The organism is Mycolicibacterium peregrinum (genome assembly GCF_001665625.1).
In the GTDB taxonomy this organism is placed as follows: domain Bacteria; phylum Actinomycetota; class Actinomycetes; order Mycobacteriales; family Mycobacteriaceae; genus Mycobacterium; species Mycobacterium peregrinum_B.
Genome location: NZ_LZSY01000086.1, coordinates 26,018 through 42,579 on the forward strand (window position 1 = coordinate 26,018; position 16,562 = coordinate 42,579).

The 16,562-nt window shown below is 67.1% G+C and carries 16 protein-coding genes; 4 read left to right on the forward strand and 12 right to left on the reverse strand.

What is annotated here, in order from left to right:
- Nucleotides 1-32: 32 nt before the first annotated feature.
- The 8 genes from sepIVA to A5779_RS11350 form a co-directional block, all read right to left on the reverse strand.
- Nucleotides 33-770, reverse strand: a complete 738-nt coding sequence (sepIVA, locus tag A5779_RS11315; protein ID WP_055112803.1) for a cell division protein SepIVA — start codon at nucleotides 768-770, stop codon at nucleotides 33-35.
- Nucleotides 771-887: 117 nt separating this feature from the next.
- The gene (locus tag A5779_RS11320; protein ID WP_064881823.1) at nucleotides 888-1,454 is read right to left on the reverse strand and encodes a hemerythrin domain-containing protein; all 567 of its coding nucleotides are present in this window, start codon (nucleotides 1,452-1,454) and stop codon (nucleotides 888-890) included.
- Nucleotides 1,455-1,537: 83 nt separating this feature from the next.
- The gene (gene coaD, locus A5779_RS11325; RefSeq protein WP_055112796.1) at nucleotides 1,538-2,014 is read right to left on the reverse strand and encodes a pantetheine-phosphate adenylyltransferase; all 477 of its coding nucleotides are present in this window, start codon (nucleotides 2,012-2,014) and stop codon (nucleotides 1,538-1,540) included.
- Nucleotides 2,015-2,054: 40 nt separating this feature from the next.
- Entirely contained in the window at nucleotides 2,055-2,609 is a 555-nt protein-coding gene (gene rsmD, locus A5779_RS11330) for a 16S rRNA (guanine(966)-N(2))-methyltransferase RsmD (protein WP_082941648.1), read from the reverse strand.
- Entirely contained in the window at nucleotides 2,606-6,028 is a 3,423-nt protein-coding gene (locus A5779_RS11335) for a pyruvate carboxylase (protein WP_064881828.1), read from the reverse strand. The genes rsmD and A5779_RS11335 overlap by 4 nt, the downstream gene beginning before the upstream one ends.
- A gap of 34 nt (nucleotides 6,029-6,062) precedes the next feature.
- A complete protein-coding gene (locus tag A5779_RS11340; protein ID WP_064881829.1) occupies nucleotides 6,063-6,698 on the reverse strand; it encodes a vitamin K epoxide reductase family protein in 636 nt (211 codons plus the stop codon).
- Entirely contained in the window at nucleotides 6,695-7,555 is an 861-nt protein-coding gene (locus A5779_RS11345) for a DsbA family protein (protein ID WP_064881830.1), read from the reverse strand. Before A5779_RS11345 ends, A5779_RS11340 begins: the two co-directional genes overlap by 4 nt.
- A gap of 27 nt (nucleotides 7,556-7,582) precedes the next feature.
- Nucleotides 7,583-8,719 (reverse strand): alpha/beta hydrolase, encoded by a 1,137-nt coding sequence (locus tag A5779_RS11350; RefSeq protein WP_082941649.1) that lies wholly within the window; start codon nucleotides 8,717-8,719, stop codon nucleotides 7,583-7,585.
- Nucleotides 8,720-8,732: 13 nt separating this feature from the next.
- Between A5779_RS11350 and A5779_RS11355 the strand changes: the two genes are divergently transcribed.
- Both A5779_RS11355 and A5779_RS11360 read left to right on the forward strand, forming a co-directional pair.
- Nucleotides 8,733-9,560 carry an aldo/keto reductase gene (locus A5779_RS11355; RefSeq protein WP_064881832.1) on the forward strand — a complete coding sequence of 276 codons (828 nt, stop codon included), beginning with the start codon at nucleotides 8,733-8,735 and terminating at the stop codon, nucleotides 9,558-9,560.
- A gap of 5 nt (nucleotides 9,561-9,565) precedes the next feature.
- Nucleotides 9,566-10,408: an aldo/keto reductase gene (locus A5779_RS11360; protein ID WP_064881833.1), complete on the forward strand. Its 843-nt coding sequence runs from the start codon at nucleotides 9,566-9,568 to the stop codon at nucleotides 10,406-10,408.
- Here A5779_RS11360 and A5779_RS11365 read toward each other — a convergent pair.
- The 3 genes from A5779_RS11365 to A5779_RS11375 are packed head-to-tail and all read right to left on the reverse strand — an operon-like array spanning nucleotide 10,405 to nucleotide 14,983.
- Nucleotides 10,405-11,112, reverse strand: coding sequence for an HNH endonuclease family protein (locus A5779_RS11365; protein ID WP_064881834.1), 708 nt, complete (start codon nucleotides 11,110-11,112; stop codon nucleotides 10,405-10,407). The two genes, A5779_RS11360 and A5779_RS11365, sit on opposite strands and share 4 nt — an antisense overlap.
- Nucleotides 11,109-13,358 carry an ATP-dependent DNA helicase RecG gene (gene recG / locus A5779_RS11370; protein ID WP_064881835.1) on the reverse strand — a complete coding sequence of 750 codons (2,250 nt, stop codon included), beginning with the start codon at nucleotides 13,356-13,358 and terminating at the stop codon, nucleotides 11,109-11,111. Before recG ends, A5779_RS11365 begins: the two co-directional genes overlap by 4 nt.
- Entirely contained in the window at nucleotides 13,358-14,983 is a 1,626-nt protein-coding gene (locus A5779_RS11375; RefSeq protein WP_064881837.1) for a fatty acid kinase ATP-binding subunit FakA, read from the reverse strand. Before A5779_RS11375 ends, recG begins: the two co-directional genes overlap by 1 nt.
- A gap of 257 nt (nucleotides 14,984-15,240) precedes the next feature.
- On the opposite strand from A5779_RS11375, the gene rpmB reads away from it, so the two are divergent.
- Entirely contained in the window at nucleotides 15,241-15,435 is a 195-nt protein-coding gene (gene rpmB, locus A5779_RS11380) for a 50S ribosomal protein L28 (protein WP_003881125.1), read from the forward strand.
- Nucleotides 15,436-15,505: 70 nt separating this feature from the next.
- Nucleotides 15,506-15,868 carry a hypothetical protein gene (locus A5779_RS33840; protein WP_131811633.1) on the forward strand — a complete coding sequence of 121 codons (363 nt, stop codon included), beginning with the start codon at nucleotides 15,506-15,508 and terminating at the stop codon, nucleotides 15,866-15,868.
- Between the two features lie 5 nt (nucleotides 15,869-15,873).
- Here the strand turns inward: A5779_RS33840 and A5779_RS11390 are convergent, their stop codons facing one another.
- A complete protein-coding gene (locus A5779_RS11390) occupies nucleotides 15,874-16,557 on the reverse strand; it encodes a uracil-DNA glycosylase (protein WP_064881841.1) in 684 nt (227 codons plus the stop codon).
- Between the last annotated feature and the right edge of the window lie 5 nt (nucleotides 16,558-16,562).

The following is a 16,562-nucleotide window of genomic DNA, read 5'->3' on the forward strand; positions in this document are numbered from 1 at the left end:
CGACGCAGTGCGCCGACCGTCACCCACGACCGTCAGCGGGTCGCGTAGTCGTGCGTTCCCGCGGTCGTGCGTAGCTGGTGACGTCCGCGGCCGACGGAGCGCAGCGTGCCGTTGAGGAAGTCCTCGAACTCGGCAAGTTTGCTGTCGACATAGATATCGCACTCGCCGCGCAGCCGGTCGGCTTCGGCATGTGCCGCGTCGATGAGCCGGGTGGCCTCCGCGGTGGCGGTCGAGACGATCTCGGTCTGCGACACCAGACGCTGCTGCTCCTTGATGCCCTCCTGCACGGCCTTCTCGTAGGAGATGTTGCCGTTCTCGGTCAGGCGATCGGCCTCGGCCTTGGCCCGGCCGGTGCTCGCGTCGTACTCCCGCTTCGCCGCGGCCGCGAGCCGCGCTGCCTCTTCGCGTGCCTCTCCGACCATGCGCTCGCTGTGCTGACGGGCCTCGGCGACCATCCGGTCGGCCTGTGCCTTCGCGTCGGCCAGCAACCGGTCGGCCTCGCCCCTGGCGTGATTGAGCATGCCGTCGGCGTCGGCGTTCGACTTGCCCATCACCGACTCGCAGTGTTCCTTGGCCTCGCGCAGCAGCGAATCACGCGCATCCAGCACGTCCTGTGCGTCGTCGAGCTCACCGGGGATCGCGTCCTTGATGTCGTCGATCAGCTCGAGGACATCACCGCGGGGCACCACGCAGCCAGCCGTCATCGGCACACCACGCGCTTCTTCGACGATCGCGCCGAGCTCGTCGAGCGCTTCAAAAACTCGGTACACGGCAAAACCCTCCAGGTCGTCGTTGTCGGTTACCAGTGTGCCTGGTGTTACGCCTGTGACTAGGGAACACAATCGGTGTGTCGCCGCGAGGTATCGCCTGCCGTGGATGCAGCAAAGTCACCGCATCGCCGCGGCGATCAGGTCGCGCGCACGGTCGAGCATCGATGCGAACGGTCCGACGACGAAATTGAGCCCGGCCGACTCCACCCCTGGATGGGGGCGGGTGGGCGCGATCGCCTCCGCCGCCTGCACGGCCTTGACCAGCCTTTCGAGTTCATCGGCGTCGAGCTTGCGGTGCAGCTTGTCGAACTCTTCGTGCTCCTCGTGGTCGGCATGGTCGACCACGGCGTCGCGGAACTTGGCGAGCTCGGCCAGGAATTCGGCGGAGTCGAAGTCCATGCCTTCGAGCTTCGACAGCTGCTCCTTGGCTGCGTGCTCCTCATGCAGGCGTGCATCGACGATCTCGTCGCCGTCGGCGACCTCTCGACGCACCCGTGGATGCACGACCATCTCCTCGGCGGTCTCGTGCACCGCCAGCAGCTGCCGCAATTCGACGAATGCCTTTTCTCGGGCCTCGACCGTGGAGGCGGAGAAAACCTCCTCAAACAAGTCCTTGATCAGATTGTGTTGATCCTTGAGGAACTTCACGACATCGTCGGTGGATTGAACGAATGTGTTGGGCACAGCGGGACCTCCGCGAATCGGGTGACAAGTCTGGGCGCATGGGCTGAGCGCCACGCGAACCAGATACCCGTCGGCGCGGTGAGCTAACCGCCCAGTTTGGCCTGCAGCCTGCGATTGACCGGCTCGGGCAGCAGCGCCGAGACATCGCCGCCCAAGGAGGCAACCTCCTTGGCCAGCGACGACGACACGAACGAGTACTGCGGCGTGGTGGCCACGAAGAAGGTGTCGACGCCCGCCACGTGCTTGTTCATCTGCGCCATCTGCAGCTCGTATTCGAAGTCGGTGCCGGTGCGCAGGCCCTTGACGATCGCGGTCAGCCCGCGATCCTTGACGAAGTCGACCACCAGACCCTGACCGGACTCGACCCGAAGGTTGGGCAGGTGTGTGGTCGACTCGGTGATCATCGCCATTCGCTCGTCGAGGTCGAACATTCCTTTTTTGTTGGGATTCACCAGAATCGCCACCACGACCTCGTCGAACTGCGCCGCCGCACGCTCGAAGATGTCGATATGGCCAAGGGTCACCGGGTCGAAGGAGCCGGGACATACCGCGCCACTCATGGGTGACGACGCTACAGGCCCCGTCGCGGCGACCGACCTGCTAGCCCACTTCGGCGAGTTCGACGCGGGTGTCACCGTAGCGGCGGGCACTCAACGCATCCCAGCCTTCCGGCCAGCTCACCGGCCGGCTCGACGACCGCCGCTCCACCAGGACGAGGGTGCCCGCGGCGACCCACCCGGCAGCGGCCAATGTTGTGAGCATCGCGTCGACCGCGGCGTCATCGAGATCGTACGGCGGGTCGGCGAACACCAGATCGACCGGTCGCGTGGCACCCCCGGCCAACACCGTGTCGACGTTGCCCCGGCGCACCGCCGCGTTGCGCACGCCCAGCGCGGCGATGTTCTCGGCAATGACCGCGGCCGCCCGCGCATCCGCCTCGACAAAGGTGGCGGAGGTTGCACCACGCGAAAGCGCTTCCAGCCCAAGCGCTCCCGAGCCGGCATACAGATCCAGCACCGCCAGTCCGGCGAAATCCAGCCGCGCCGTCAAGGCGTTGAACACGGCTTCGCGGACCCGATCTGAAGTCGGCCGGGTACCGCTGCGGGGCACCGCAATCCGGCGGCCGCCGAGCGCCCCCGCGATGATGCGGGTCAGCTCGATTCCCCGGCTGCTTCACCCTTGCCCGCCGAGCCGGTCACCACGACCAGCAGGTCGCCACCCTCGACCTGGGCGGTGGCGGCCACTGCGACACGTTCGACGGTGCCGGCCTTGGGGGCGGTGATGGCGGCTTCCATCTTCATCGCCTCGATGGTGGCAATGGTCGCGCCGGCCTCGACCGTGTCACCTGCGGCCACACCGACGGTGACCACACCGGCGAACGGCGCCGCGACATGATCGGGGTTGTTGCGGTCGGCCTTCTCGGCGGCAGGAACCTCGCTGGCGATGCTGCGGTCGCGCACCGTGATCGGACGGAGTTGCCCGTTGAGGATGCACATCACCGTGCGCATGCCGCGCTCGTCGGCATCGGAGATCGCCTCCAGACCGATCAGCAACTGCACACCGCGCTCCAGCTCGACCCGATGCTCCTCGCCGTAGCGCAGCCCGTAGAAGAACTGATTGGCGCTCAGACCGGAGGTGTCGCCGTAGGTCTCGCGGTGTGTCTCGAACTCCTTGGTCGGCGCCGGGAACAGCAACCGGTTCAACGCCGCCTGACGTTTGGGTCCGGGCGCAGCCAACAGTTCCTCGTCCTCAACCGAGAGTTCCTGAATCGGCTTGGCCGGCCCCCTGCCCTCAAGAGCCTTGGTGCGCAACGGCTCCGGCCAACCACCCGGCGGGTCACCGAGCTCGCCGCGCAGGAATCCGATCACGCTGTCGGGAATGTCGTATTTGGCGGGATCCGCGGCGAACTCCTGCGCACTGACCCCGGCCCCCACCAACGCCAACGCCAGGTCCCCCACCACCTTGCTCGACGGGGTCACCTTCACCAACCGGCCCAGCACCCGATCAGCGGCGGCATAGGCGGTCTCGATCTCCTCGAACCGATCCCCCAACCCCAGCGCGATCGCCTGCTGGCGCAGATTGCTCAGCTGTCCGCCGGGGATCTCGTGGGTGTAGACGCGTCCCGTCGGCGCCGGAAGACCGGATTCGAACGGCGCGTACACCTTGCGCAGCGCCTCCCAATAGGGCTCGAGATCGCAGACAGCGCTCAGCGACAACCCGGTGTCGAACGACGTGTGCGCCGCGGCAGCCACGATCGAGGACAACGCCGGCTGGCTGGTGGTGCCGGCCAACGGCGCCGCGGCGCCATCGACCGCGCTCGCGCCGGCCTGCCAGGCCGCCAGATACGTCGCCAACTGCCCACCCGGGGTGTCATGGGTGTGAACATGCACCGGCAGATCGAAACGCGACCGCAACGCGCCTACCAGAAGGTGCGCGGAATGCGGACGCAACAGCCCGGCCATGTCCTTGATCGCCAGCACATGCGCACCGGCGTCGACGATCTGCTCGGCCAGCTTCAGGTAGTAATCCAGCGTGTACAGGTTCTCGCCCGGGTCAGACAGGTCCCCGGTGTAGGACATCGCGACTTCGGCGATGGCCGTGCCGGTCTCGCGGACCGCGTCGATCGCCGGACGCATCGACTCGATGTTGTTGAGCGCGTCGAAGATCCGGAAAATATCGATACCGGTGCGCGTGGCTTCGTCGACAAACGCCTCAGTCACCAGTTCCGGATACGGCGTGTATCCCACGGTGTTTCGGCCCCGCAGCAGCATCTGCAGACAGATGTTGGGCACCGCCTCACGCAGGGCGGCCAGCCGCTCCCACGGATCTTCCTTCAAAAAACGAAGCGCCACATCGTAAGTCGCGCCACCCCAACACTCGATGGACAACAACTGCGGCATCATCCGCGCCACATACGGCGCGACCTTGAGCAACCCCGTCGACCGCAGCCGGGTGGCCAACAACGACTGATGCGCATCGCGGAACGTCGTATCGGTGACCCCGAGAGCCTTGCTGTCGCGCATCCACGCCGCGAACCCCTCGGGTCCCAACTCGATCAGACGCTGCTTGGACCCCGCCGCCGGCACCGTCGACAGATCCAACGCAGGCAACTTGTCCTGCGGGTACACCGCCGAGGGCCGCTCGCCGTTGGGCTTGTTCACCGTGACATCGGCCAGGTAATTCAAGATCTTCGTACCGCGGTCAGCAGGTGTGTGCGCGGTCAGAAGCTGCGGACGGTCATCGATGAACGACGTGTTGACCCGTCCGGCCCGGAAATCGGGATCCTCGATCACGGCCTGCAGGAACGGAATGTTCGTCGACACCCCGCGGATGCGGAACTCTGCCAGCGCGCGGCGGGCCCGCGACACCGCCGTGGAGAAGTCACGCCCGCGACAGGTCAGCTTGACCAGCATCGAGTCGAAGTGCGCCAACACCTCGGCTCCGACATTGGTGCCGCCATCCAGGCGGACACCCGCACCCCCGGGTGACCGGTAGGCGGTGATCCGGCCGGTGTCAGGACGGAATCCGTTGGCCGGATCCTCGGTCGTGATCCGGCACTGCATCGCCGCCCCGCGAATGACGAGCGAGTCCTGGCTCAGACCCAGATCGGCCAGCGTCTCCCCCGCCGCGATCCGCAGCTGCGAACCGACCAGGTCCACATCGGTGATCTCCTCGGTCACCGTGTGCTCCACCTGAATTCGTGGATTGCACTCGATGAACACGTGATGCCCACGCCCGTCGAGCAGGAACTCCATGGTGCCCGCACAGCTGTAACCGATCTGGCGGGCCAGAGCCACCGCATCCGCGCAAATCCGCTCGCGCAACTCCGGATCCAGGTTCGGCGCCGGCGCCAGCTCGATCACCTTCTGGTGGCGCCGCTGCACACTGCAATCCCGCTCGAACAGGTGCATGACGTTGCCCTGTGTATCGGCCAGGATCTGCACCTCGATGTGGCGCGGGTTGATGACGGCCTGCTCCAGGTACACCTCGGGGTCGCCGAACGCCGACTCGGCCTCGCGCGAAGCCGCCTCCACCGCCTCGGGCAGCGCCTCGGGATCGGTCACCCGGCGCATACCGCGCCCACCGCCACCGGACACCGCCTTGACGAACAGCGGGAACTCCATATCCCGTGCCGCAGCGACCAACTCATCCACCGACGACGACGGCGCCGAGGACGCCAGCACCGGCAGGCCCGCTGCCCGCGCGGCGTCGATGGCCCGCGCCTTGTTACCGGTCAATTCCAGAACCTGCGCCGAGGGGCCCACAAACGTGATGCCCGCCTCCGCACACGCCGAAGCCAATTCCGGATTCTCCGACAGGAACCCGTAACCCGGATACACCGCATCCGCACCGGAATGCTTGGCGACCCTGATGATCTCCTCAACAGACAGGTACGCCCGTACCGGATGACCGATCTCGCCGATCTGATACGACTCGTCGGCCTTCAGGCGGTGCAGCGAATTGCGGTCCTCATACGGATACACCGCCACCGTCGCGATGCCCATCTCATAAGCAGCGCGAAACGCACGGATCGCGATCTCGCCACGATTGGCGACTAACAGCTTGGAAATCACGGGTAGACCTAACCGACAAGTTATTTCGGAAGTGTTACAGCAGCGTTGACCAGTATTCCCAGAAACGCACCAAGATCAACAGCACAAGTGAGGTGAACCAGAGCGCCACCAGCGACCACCGCCACTGGTAGATCGCCCGAGCGACCGCGTTGGTGTGCAGCGGTCGAAGCGCGATGGAACTCGTGACCACCAACAGCGGGATCGTCACCGACCACACGACCATGCAGTACGGGCACAGCGCCCCGATGCGGTAGAGGCTCTGGAAGATCAGCCAGTGCACCATGACCGCACCGAGCAGGCTGCCAGCCGCCAGCCCGGCCCAGTACCACCGCGGCAACCGAACGCCCGCGACCGCCAGCACACCCGTGACCAGGGTGACCGTGAACGCGACCACCCCGATCAGCGAATTGGGGAACCCGAAAACCGAGGCCTGCCAGGTGGTCATCACCGAGCCACAGGAGATGACCGGGTTGATGCTGCACGACGGTACGTAACTCGGATCGATCAGCAGCTCGATCTTCTCGACCGTCAGTGCCAGTGCCGCCGCCAGCCCGAGGACACCGGCGATCAGTATCCAGATCGCAGCGGGCTTGCCGACGGCGATTCCGGGGGCCTTCTCGGCCCCGGAGTCGCCGAGTTCGTCGAGCTCGGGCGCTGCGGCGTCACTCATGGGTGGGCCGGTGCGGGGGCGGCCGGTGCGCCGGGCGCAGGAGCAGGAGCAGGAGCGGCCGGTGCGCCGGGAGCAGGAGCGGGCGCGGCCGGTGCAGGAGCGGGCGCGGCCGGTGCAGGAGCGGGGGCGTTCAGCGCCGGAAGGTCACCGACGACCTCCTTGACCTTGGCGATCAGCTCGTCAGGTGTGGTGGGGCTGTAGTCCTCACCGTTGAACTTGACGGTCGGAGTCGAGTGGATTTCGGTGGCCGCGGCCATGCCCTGCACCATCTCCACGTAGCGACCCTTGGTGATGCAGTCGGGGACATCACCGGCGGCGCCGGCCTGGCGGGCGAGCTCGATGATCCGGGCGTTGTCGGGGTAGACGCCGCTGCCCTCCTCCGGCTGGATTCCGGGAGTGAAGAGCGCGGAGTGGAAACGACGGAATGCGTCGACGGACTCGTCGGCGACGCAGTAGGCAGCACCGCCTGCGCGTGACGAGTAGCCGTTGCCCGCCTTGTCCAGGATCGCCACCATGTGGTAGTCGACAGCCACTGCGCCGCTGTCGATGAGCTTGTTGATGGTCGGGCCGAACTGCTGTTCCAGATGACCGCATGCGGGGCACAGGAAGTCCTCGTAGAGGCTCAGCGTCACCTTGGGCTCAGATGTGCCCTCTTTGGTGATCACGCTGGGCGCCGCCTCGTGCACGGCCCGGGCCTCCCCGGAGGCCGGACGCTTGTGGCCGGTCGTCACGATGTAGAGCACCAGGCCGACGGCGAACAGCACCACAACGGCTGTCAGCCCGATCTGAATGAACAGGTTGCGCTTGCGGTCAGCCGCCTTGAGGTCGTACTTCGCGGTCTTCTTCGGTTTGGCCACGTCGACAAGCGTACCGGCGCCGACAGGTCAGCTTTCGGCGTGGCTGAGATGTGCGCGCAGGGCCGAGATCATTGCGCTCGTCGCAGTGTCACTGCCGCCGCCCAGCGGGAAGAAGTTGGCGAATGCGTGGATCATCGACCGTTCTTCGCGCAGGTCCACGACCACCCCGGCGTCCTGCATGGCCCTCGCATACCGGTTCCCCTCGTCCCGCAGTGGGTCGAACCCGGCCGTGACCACCAGCGCGGGCGGCAGGCCGGTGAGATCTTCGCTCAGCAGCGGTGACACTGCTGGATCGTCGGCGGCCACCTCGGCGCCATCGAGGTAGTGCGCGGCAAACCAGTCCATGTCGCGTTTCTGCAGGAAGAAGCCGTCGGAGAACAGCGTCTTGGATCTCGTCTCGCTCGACCAGTCGGTGACGGGGTAGAGCAGCAGTTGCAGCGCGGGCAGCGGCAGTTCCGAGTCGCGGGCCTGTTGGGTCACCACCGCAGCCAGGTTGCCGCCGGCACTGTCTCCTCCGACGAGGATGCGCGTGGCCCCCAGACCCGCGGCATGGTCGAGCGCCCAGCGGTAGGCCGCGTAGGCGTCGTCGACGGCCGCCGGCGCCTTGTGCTCGGGCGCGAGGCGGTAGTCGACGGAGATGACCTGGATTCCACCGTCCCGGCAGATCAGCCGGCACAGGTTGTCGTGGGTGTCGAGGTCACCGATGACAAAGCCGCCGCCGTGGAAGTACAGCAACAACGCCGACGTGCCCGGAGACCCGGTGCCGTCCGGGACGTAGCGTCGCGCCGGGATGGGCCCGGCCGGACCGGGAATCGACATCTCGGTCACATCCGCGCGGATCCGTGCCGTCATCATGGCTGCGGTGGCCCGCAGCGCGGCTCGCGAAACCGCGACGCCGGACTCCGTGCTGTAGTCGGCGACCAGGCCTCCGACCCCGGCCGCACGCTGCGCGGCCAGGGTGAATTGGAGCGTGGTGTCCAGGGTGTTGCCGTCGACCACCACCGAACGTCCGCCCAGCAGCAGTCGCTTGGTCCGGTCGGAAATCCGCGGGATCGCGGCCAGGGTGAACTTGGTCGCCCGCTCGAGCACCGCCTGTCTGACCGTGTCCCGGCTGTGGCCACCAGGTCCACCCTGGGCCGGGCCGCCTGGCAGACTTTCAGTCATGGCTGCTCCCTCTGTGAGTCCTCGTGTCACGCTGAACGACGGTAATTCGGTACCGCAAGTCGGGTTGGGGGTTTGGCAGACCCCTGCCGAGGAGACCGTGCGCGCGGTGAGCGCGGCCCTGCAGGCAGGCTATCGGCACATCGACACCGCGGCCGCGTACCGCAACGAGGCCGAAACCGGCCGGGGCCTGGTTGACTCCGGGGTCCCCCGCGAAGACGTGTTCCTGGTGACCAAGCTGTGGAACAGCGATCAGGGATACGACTCGACGCTGGCCGCGTTCGACGCGAGCCTGGAGCGGCTCGGCGTCGACTACCTCGACCTCTATCTGATCCACTGGCCGGTACCGGCCAACAATGCCTACGTCGACACCTTCAAGGCCTTCGCACACCTGCGTGATCAGGGCCGGATCCGGTCAATCGGGGTGAGTAACTTCGCGCCCGAACACCTGGACGTGCTGATCGACGCCACCGGCATCGTGCCCGCGGTCAATCAGATCGAGTTGCACCCGCTGCTACCGCAACACGAGCTGCGCGAGGTACACGCCAGATTGGGCATCGCCACCGAGGCGTGGAGCCCGCTGGGCCAGGGTTCACTGCTCACCGATCCGGTGATCACCGGCATCGCCGGACGGCATGGTAAAACGCCCGCACAGGTACTGATTAGGTGGCATATACATCTGGGTAATATCGTCATCCCCAAGTCGGTGAACCCCGAGCGGATTGTCAGCAATTTCGACGTGTTCGATTTCGATCTGAACGAGTCGGATATGTCGGCCATCGCCTCGCTGGAGACGGACACTCGCCTGGGACCCGACCCCCGAACCTTCAACTTCACAGGATAGGTGCCATGACCTCCTCCGACGGGGCTGCGATTCCCACCGTCACGCTCAACGACGACCGCACGATCCCGGTTGTCGGCCTGGGTGTCGGCGGACTCTCGGATTCCGAGGCGGAGCGCGTGGTATCGGCGGCCCTTGAGGCCGGTCACCGCCTGATCGACACCGCGGCCGCCTATGGCAATGAGGCAGGCGTCGGCCGGGCCATCGCGGCCTCGGGGATTCCGCGCGAGGAGATCTCGGTCACCACCAAGCTGGCCATCACCGATCACGGCTTCACGTCGTCCCAGGACGCCGGGCGGGCCAGCCTGGAGCGGCTCGGCCTGGATTACGTGGACCTGTACCTGATTCATTGGCCGGGCAACGACGTCGGCAAGTACGTCGACAGCTGGGGTGGGCTGATGGCGCTCAAGCAGGCCGGGCTGGCCCGTTCCACCGGTGTCTCCAACTTCAGCCCCGAGAACCTGTCGACGATCGTCGACCTGACCTTCGTCGCTCCTGCGGTCAACCAGATCGAGCTGCACCCGCTGCTCAACCAGAGTGCCTGGCGTGCCGCCAACGCCCAGTACAACGTCACCACGCAGGCCTACAGCCCGTTGGGCGTCGGCAACCTGCTCGACAACCCGGCCGTCACGGCCATCGCCGAGGCACACGGCAGGACGCCGGCGCAGGTGCTGATCCGCTGGAGCATCCAGTTGGGCAACAGCGTGATCTCGCGCTCGACCGACCCCGAGCGGATCGCCTCCAATCTCGACGTGTTCGGCTTCGAGTTGACCGCCGAGCAGATGGACAGCCTCAGCAGCCTCGATGATGGCACCCGGTTCCGGCCCGACCCGGCGACCTTCACGGGCTAGCCCGTAGGGCAGGTCCCGGCGGCCTCACGCAAGACCCCGGCCGAGGCGGTGTCGACCGCCAGCGCGTAGCCGCGCAACACCTCGACGAACTGCACCGCGTACTGACACCAGAACGCCCGATTGGGCGGCATCCAGTGGGCTGGTTCCTGATCGCTCTTGTCCTGGTTGGGTTTACCCGCGACCGCCAGCAGGTTCGCCGGGTCGTTGGCGAACCGCAGCCGAAGGTCGTCAGGCCAGTCCCGCGCGCCCAGGTCCCAGGCCAACGCCAGCGGCACGATGTGATCGATCTGCACCGAGGCCCCGGTCTGATTGCCGCGGACGAAGGACACCACCGCGTTCGTGTACGGGTCGTGCAGGGTGCCGGTCGCCACGGCGGTCGGACACCGTTTGATCGCGACGAACGTCTTGTCGACGAGGTCGCGATTGAGAATGTCGTTGCGGGTGTCACAGCCGTTGTGGCCACCGGGCGCGCTGTTGTCGTCGTCCCACGACTCGCCGAATGCCGCGCGACGATAGTCGTTGCCACGCACCCGTACCGGTACTTCGGGCACTCCGGCCAACAGATCGACCCCGGCGACCACGCTGGGCGGTTGCGCCTGGGCGGTGAACCGGGCGGAGCGCTGCGTTGCCAAGGTCACCTGGATGGCGACGACCACCGCGAGTGCGACGGCTGCAGCCAGCCACCACATCCGGCGGCGGGTCATGCCTTGTCCAGGTACTCGACGCGATCGGTGTTCACGAATTGCGCTGCCAACAGGTCCATCCCGGAATCATGCGGATTCTGCGCGTAACGCTGCTCGGCGAATGCCCGGGCCTCCTGGATCACTTCGAGATGGTCCCGCAGGGACAGGAAACGCAGATTGATGGTGCGCCCGGACTGGTTGAGGCCCAGCACATCTCCCTCGCGTCGCTCGTCGAGATCCAGATCAGCCAGGGCGAATCCGTCCAAGGTCGCCGCAACGGCCTTGATCCGTTCACCGGCCTTGGACGTCTCCGGCAACCGGGTGGCCAGCAGGCACAAGCTGGGGTGCTGCCCGCGGCCGATGCGGCCGCGCAGCTGATGAAGCTGGCTGATGCCGAACCGGTCGGCGTCCATCACCACCATCATCGTGGAGTTGGGCACGTCGACGCCGACCTCGATGACGGTGGTACACACCAGCACGTCGATCTCGCCGGCCCGGAACAGGCCCATCACCGCGTCCTTCTCGTCACCGGACAGCCGGCCGTGCATCAGGCCGAGCCGCAATCCGGACAGCGGGCCCGCGCTCAGCCGGTCGAAGAGGTCGACCACCGTGACCGGCGGCGGCCCGCCGCGCCCTTCGTCCTTGTCGCCGGGCTTGTCGGACTCGTCGATGCGTGAGGCGACCACATAGGCCTGGCGCCCCGCGGCCACCTCCTCGCGGATACGGGCCCAGGCCCGGTCCAGCCAGGAAGGCTTCTGCGAGATGAAAATCGTGTTGGTGGTGATGGGTTGACGGCCCCGGGGCAGCTCGCGCAGCGTCGAGGTCTCCAGATCGCCGTACACCGTGAGCGCGACGGTGCGGGGAATCGGTGTGGCCGTCATCACCAGAAGGTGCGGCGTCAGCCCGTCACGGGCCTTGGCGCGCAACGTGTCCCGCTGCTCGACCCCGAACCGGTGCTGCTCGTCGACGACCACCATGCCCAAGTTGTGAAACTCGACCGCCTCCTGCAGCAGGGCGTGGGTGCCGACGACGATGCCGGCTCGCCCGGACGCCACCTCTTCGCGCACGGCGCGCTTCTGCGGCGCCGTCATGGAGCCGGTGAGCAGCGCGACCCCGGTTGCACCCTCGGCACCACCGAGTTGACCCGCCATGGCCAGCGGCCCGAGCACGTCACGTATCGATCGGGCATGTTGGGCGGCAAGCACTTCGGTGGGTGCCAGTAGCGCGCACTGATAGCCCGCGTCGACCATCTGCAGCATCGCCAGGACCGACACGATGGTCTTGCCCGAGCCCACCTCGCCCTGCAACATCCGGTTCATGGGCCGCGTCGAGGCCAGTTCGTCAGAGATCACCTCCAACACCTCGGACTGTCCGGTGGTCAGCTCGAACGGCAGCCGATTGCGCAGCGCGGCCGCCAGCCCGCCGTCGGTTCGCGGTGCGGCAGGACCGGATTCACTCAGCTCACTGTAGCGCCGGGCCACCAGCCCCCATTGCAGCCCGATCGCTTCGTCGTAAGTCAGCCGCTCGCTGGCACGCTCGCGCGCAGTCGTGTTCTCGGCCAGGTGAATGGCCCGCAACGCCTCATCCTCGGACATCAGATTGTGTTGGCGGACAAAGTCTTCCGGCAAAGGATCGGGGACCGGGTCGAGCATGTCGAGGGTCTGGCGCACGCACGCGTAGATGTCCCAGCTCTGCACCTTGGCCGACGCGGGATAGATCGGGAAGAAGTCCCGCTCGAACTCGGCCAGCATCTCCTCACCGCTGGCACCCGATGCCGACGCGATGGTGGTCAGCGACTTGGTGCCGATCTGCTTGCCGGACGGCGGATTGAGCACCAGGAAGGCGGGATGGTTCAACTGAAGGGTATTACGGAAGTACTTGACCTCGCCGGACAGCATCAGGCGGGTGTCCTTCTCCACCTTGTCCACCATCCAGCCGGCGTTGAAGAAGGTGGCGGTCACCGCCGGCCGATGATTCCCCAGGGCCACCCGCAGGTACTTGGCCCGCCGGGTGCCGCCGGATTTGGTGCGCACGGTCGACCGCATCTCACCGATCTCCGCCTTCGTCACCACGTCGATGAAGGTGACGTGCTCACCTTCTTCCAGGTCGAGCGCCTCGCCCTCCCCACGCACCGTCATCCCGTCGCTGTACTTGCGCGGGTAATGACGCAGCAGGTCGTTGACCGTGCGGAGACCGAAATTGGCATTGAGCTTGTCCGCGTTCTTCTTTCCGATCACGAACTCGAGACGTTCACCGAGACCGACCACTACTCGACCCCGATCAGCAGGGCGTCACCGCGGTGGCCCGTGTGATACGTCACCAACTCGGCGCCGAGGTGCGCGCGGTGGACGTGGGCCTGCAGCGCCTTCCCGACCTCATCGTCCACACCGTCGCCGGTCAGTACCGTGATCAGCTCTCCGCCGGCCACCATCATCAGATCGATCAACCCGGCGGCCGCGGAGGTGAGATCAGACCCGACGATCAGGACCTCGTCGCCGGCGATGCCGAGTCCGTCACCCGGCTTGCAGGTGCCCGCCCAGGTCAACGCCTCCTCGGTGGCGATCCGCACCGCACCGTGCCGCGCCCCGGCAGCGGCACGCGCCATGGTGTACCCGTCGTCGACGGCTTGCCGTCCCTCGTCGTGGACGGCCAGCGCCGCCAACCCCTGCACCATCGAACCGGCCGGCACCGGCACCACGTCGATGCCCCAACCGATCGCGGCGGTGCAGCCCGCCACGAGCTCCTCGGCGGCGACATACCCGTTGGGCAACACCATCACCTGGGCCGCCCCCACATCGATCAGGGCACGCAACAGCTGCTGCGCATTGATTGGCTCGCCTGCTTCGGGCCGCAACACCTGCGCACCCTCACCGGCGAACAGTTCGACGCCGCCGTCCCCGTCCACAACGGCCAGCACAGCCCGCTCGCGGGTCCATCCACCGGCAGGCCTGACGCCCGCAGCGACGGTCAGCGCGGTGATCTGGATTCGGTTCAGCGACCCCACCGCCAACCCGGCCTCGACCGCGGCGCCGGCATCGTCGAGGTGGACGTGCACCGAGTACTGATCGCTGCCGGAGGTGGCGATGGCGACCGACTCACCCATCTGTTCCAACGCTGCCCGCAGCCCCTCGACTGCAGACGCGCCGCACCCACTCAGGAGATACATCACCTCGAACTGCGGTGGTGCCGCCACGGCCGCCAGCGCCACCTGCGGCGAGGCCGGGGTGTAGACCGGCCGGCGCGGCGCGTGGCCAGCCAGGGTGGTTGTCATCGCGTCGAGCAGCACGAGCAGGCCCCGACCTCCGGAATCGACCACGCCTGCCTTGGCGAGCACGTCGAGCTGTTCCGGGGTGCGGTCGAGGGCTGCCGAGGCGGCCTCGCCGGCGGCGGCCGCCACATCGGCGACGTCGCCGCCGGTAGCCGCGCAGTGCTCGCCGGCCTCGGCGGCCGCCTGCAGGACGGACACGATGGTCCCCGGCACGGGCTCACCCATCGAGGTGACGGCCAGGACGGCGGCATGGCGCAACGCCTCCCCGAGCAGCGCGCCGTCCACCGCGGAGAGGGCACCGTCACGCCGGGCCGCGGCGGTGGTGATGACCTCGGCCAGGCCGAGCAGAATCTGGGACAGGATCACCCCGGAGTTGCCGCGGGCCCCCTGCAGCGCTCCGGCCGCCAACGCGCTCGCCACTGCCGTGATGTCGGCATCGGCCGGCTCGCCGTCTACGTGCGCCCACGCCGAACGCATCGTGAACAGCATGTTTGTGCCGGTATCGGCATCAGCCACCGGGAACACGTTGAGCCGGTTGATCTCATCGGTGTGGACGATCAGCTCATCGACGGCGGTATGCGCCCAAGCCCGCAGAGCGGGGGCATCCAACCGCCGAGCCGACATCGGACCTCCCAATCCCCATCAGATCCGCACAGATTCCCCCGTGCGGCGCGGTCACCGCCGTGGTCACCAGCCTATCCAGTGACAGCGACAAACCCGATCAGAGCATCGCCGGCTGTGGACAACCTGGAGCCGTGTTCACGAGCCGTTTTGGCGATCCTCTGGCCTCCCGGTATTCTGATCAGGTTGTCGGGTCGAGCCCCGCCGTTTGCGGCGAGCGGGCCCAGCCCCCCAAGTACTGATTTCGAGGAGTTGTTGATATGGCTGCCGTGTGCGATATCTGCGGAAAGGCCCCGGGCTTCGGCAAGTCGGTGTCGCACTCGCATCGGCGGACCAGCCGGCGCTGGGATCCGAACATCCAGTCGGTGCGTGCCGTGGCACGTCCGGGTGGCAACAAGCAGCGCGTGAACGCCTGCACCTCCTGCATCAAGGCCGGCAAGGTCTCGCGCGGCTAGTCACGCGCGCCTGATCCGGTGCGCGACGCTGTTGTTTATCTGAGGACACGGCAGGGTACCTCCTGTCGTCATGACCTCTTGTCGCGCATCGCGCTCACCGCTCTGTGCATTTGCGGCCGCAGTCGCGGCCGGTCTCGTGCTGTCCGCGTGCGGCGGCACCAGTTCCGATGGCAACACCACCTCGGAGACTCCCACGACGACGGAGGCGCCGGTGACCTCGGAGGGTCCGGCGACCCATACCGAGACCACCGTCATCGAAACTCCGGTATCGCCTGCACCTGCGTCACCGTCGGCTGAGATGCCCGCTCCTCCGGGCAACGGCGGCGGTGACGGCGACATGACAGTCCAGATTCCCTCAGCGGGTATCCCCTCGCCCCCGCCGATCCCGGCGCCGCCGGCGATTCCCGCGCCGCCGGCCATCCCTATGCCCTGACCAGGTCAGGGCAGCCGCCAGTCGATCGGGTCGGCGCCTTTCTGCTGCAGCAGTTCGTTGGCCCGGCTGAACGGGCGTGACCCGAAGAATCCCCGCGACGCCGACAGCGGCGACGGGTGCGGCGATTCGATCGTCGCGCAGTCGCCTTCGGCCAGGAGCGGTTTGAGCGTCGAGGCATCACGACCCCACAACACCGCCACCATCGGCTGCTCGCGTGCGACGAGCGCCCGGATCGCGCACTCCGTCACCGCTTCCCAGCCCTTGCCCCGGTGCGAGGCCGGAGTGCCCGGCGACACTGTCAGCACCCTGTTGAGCAGCATCACGCCCTGTTGCGCCCATGGGGTGAGGTCACCGTTGGCCGGCTGCGGGTAGCCGAGATCCTCGGAATACTCGCTGAAGATGTTCGACAGGCTGCGAGGCAGCGGACGGACATCGGCGCCCACCGAGAAACTGAGACCGACAGCATGCCCCGGCGTCGGGTAGGGGTCCTGACCGACGATCAGCACGCGTACCTGGTCGAAGGGAAAGGTGAAGGCGCGCAGAACATTCTGGCCCGACGGCAGATAACGTCTGCCTTCGGTGAGCTCGTCGCGGAGGAACTCCCCCATCTGCGCGACATGCGTTTCCACCGGCGCGAGCGCGCGGGCCCATCCGTCCTCGACAAGTTCATTCAGGGGGCGTGGAGTCACGGAAA

What these genes read in the sequence shown, in the direction of transcription:
- A5779_RS11340 (WP_064881829.1), bottom strand. Translation starts at nt 6,698, where the DNA reads ATGAGTGACGCCGCAGCGCCCGAGCTCGACGAACTCGGCGACTCCGGG.
- A5779_RS33840 (WP_131811633.1), top strand. Translation starts at nt 15,506, where the DNA reads ATGACCTCTTGTCGCGCATCGCGCTCACCGCTCTGTGCATTTGCGGCC.
- A5779_RS11375 (WP_064881837.1), bottom strand. Translation starts at nt 14,983, where the DNA reads ATGTCGGCTCGGCGGTTGGATGCCCCCGCTCTGCGGGCTTGGGCGCAT.
- A5779_RS11360 (WP_064881833.1), top strand. Translation starts at nt 9,566, where the DNA reads ATGACCTCCTCCGACGGGGCTGCGATTCCCACCGTCACGCTCAACGAC.
- coaD (WP_055112796.1), bottom strand. Translation starts at nt 2,014, where the DNA reads ATGAGTGGCGCGGTATGTCCCGGCTCCTTCGACCCGGTGACCCTTGGC.
- rpmB (WP_003881125.1), top strand. Translation starts at nt 15,241, where the DNA reads ATGGCTGCCGTGTGCGATATCTGCGGAAAGGCCCCGGGCTTCGGCAAG.
- A5779_RS11350 (WP_082941649.1), bottom strand. Translation starts at nt 8,719, where the DNA reads ATGACTGAAAGTCTGCCAGGCGGCCCGGCCCAGGGTGGACCTGGTGGC.
- A5779_RS11365 (WP_064881834.1), bottom strand. Translation starts at nt 11,112, where the DNA reads ATGACCCGCCGCCGGATGTGGTGGCTGGCTGCAGCCGTCGCACTCGCG.